At 51.9% G+C, this 1,637-nt stretch carries 1 tRNA gene and 1 rRNA gene (1 of these 2 running past the window's edge); both read left to right on the top strand.

From position 1 onward, the window contains the following. Positions 1-1,415: ribosomal RNA gene (locus tag HZF10_RS17850) — 16S ribosomal RNA — on the top strand (it extends 113 nt beyond the left edge of the window). A 110-nt stretch (positions 1,416-1,525) separates the two neighbouring features. Continuing rightward, positions 1,526-1,599 (top strand) — tRNA-Ile (locus HZF10_RS17845). Positions 1,600-1,637: the final 38 nt, after the last annotated feature.

Genomic DNA, 1,637 nt, shown 5'->3' with positions numbered 1-1,637 from the left:
GGTGCGTAACGCGTATGCAATCTGCCTCTCACTGGGGGATAGCCCGGAGAAATCCGGATTAATACCCCATGGTATTTAAGGTCGGCATCGTCCTTTTATTAAAGATTTATCGGTGAGAGATGAGCATGCGTCCCATTAGTTAGTTGGTAAGGTAACGGCTTACCAAGACGATGATGGGTAGGGGTCCTGAGAGGGAGATCCCCCACACTGGTACTGAGACACGGACCAGACTCCTACGGGAGGCAGCAGTGAGGAATATTGGTCAATGGGCGCAAGCCTGAACCAGCCATGCCGCGTGCAGGACGACGGCCCTATGGGTTGTAAACTGCTTTTGTACGGGAAGAAACACTCCTTCGTGAAGGAGCTTGACGGTACCGTAAGAATAAGGATCGGCTAACTCCGTGCCAGCAGCCGCGGTAATACGGAGGATCCAAGCGTTATCCGGAATCATTGGGTTTAAAGGGTCCGTAGGCGGCCCTGTAAGTCAGTGGTGAAATCTTTCGGCTCAACCGGAAAATTGCCATTGATACTGCAGGGCTTGAATTATCGGGAAGTGACTAGAATATGTAGTGTAGCGGTGAAATGCTTAGAGATTACATGGAATACCGATTGCGAAGGCAGGTCACTACCGGTGGATTGACGCTGATGGACGAAAGCGTGGGGAGCGAACAGGATTAGATACCCTGGTAGTCCACGCCGTAAACGATGGATACTAGCTGTTCGGTCGCAAGACTGAGTGGCTAAGCGAAAGTGATAAGTATCCCACCTGGGGAGTACGAACGCAAGTTTGAAACTCAAAGGAATTGACGGGGGCCCGCACAAGCGGTGGAGCATGTGGTTTAATTCGATGATACGCGAGGAACCTTACCAAGGCTTAAATGGGAAACGACAGATCTGGAAACAGGTCCTTCTTCGGACGTTTTTCAAGGTGCTGCATGGTTGTCGTCAGCTCGTGCCGTGAGGTGTCAGGTTAAGTCCTATAACGAGCGCAACCCCTGTTGTTAGTTGCCAGCGAGTCATGTCGGGAACTCTAGCAAGACTGCCGGTGCAAACCGTGAGGAAGGTGGGGATGACGTCAAATCATCACGGCCCTTACGCCTTGGGCTACACACGTGCTACAATGGACGGTACAGTGAGCAGCCACCCCGCGAGGGGGAGCGAATCTACAAAACCGTTCTCAGTTCGGATCGGAGTCTGCAACCCGACTCCGTGAAGCTGGAATCGCTAGTAATCGGATATCAGCCATGATCCGGTGAATACGTTCCCGGGCCTTGTACACACCGCCCGTCAAGCCATGGAAGCCGGGGGTGCCTGAAGTCGGTGACCGCAAGGAGCTGCCTAGGGTAAAACTGGTAACTAGGGCTAAGTCGTAACAAGGTAGCCGTACCGGAAGGTGCGGCTGGAACACCTCCTTTCTAGAGAAAGTGACGACAAGGCAAAAAAAGTTACACATCATAGGGAAACGGGGTTTCCTTACTCTCGCTGTCCATTCAAAAAATACGGAAAACGCAAGTGATTAAGACAGAGTCTCGTAGCTCAGCTGGTTAGAGTACTACACTGATAATGTAGGGGTCGGCAGTTCGAGTCTGCCCGGGACTACTAGGCTTGCATTTCTGAAGGAAATTCTGGAAGTTGGG

The sequence above is a fragment of the Flavobacterium agri genome (genome assembly GCF_013401995.1).
GTDB lineage: Bacteria > Bacteroidota > Bacteroidia > Flavobacteriales > Flavobacteriaceae > Flavobacterium > Flavobacterium agri.
The sequence above is the reverse complement of the archived record's forward strand: the minus strand, read 5'-3'. Positions and strand labels throughout refer to the sequence as shown.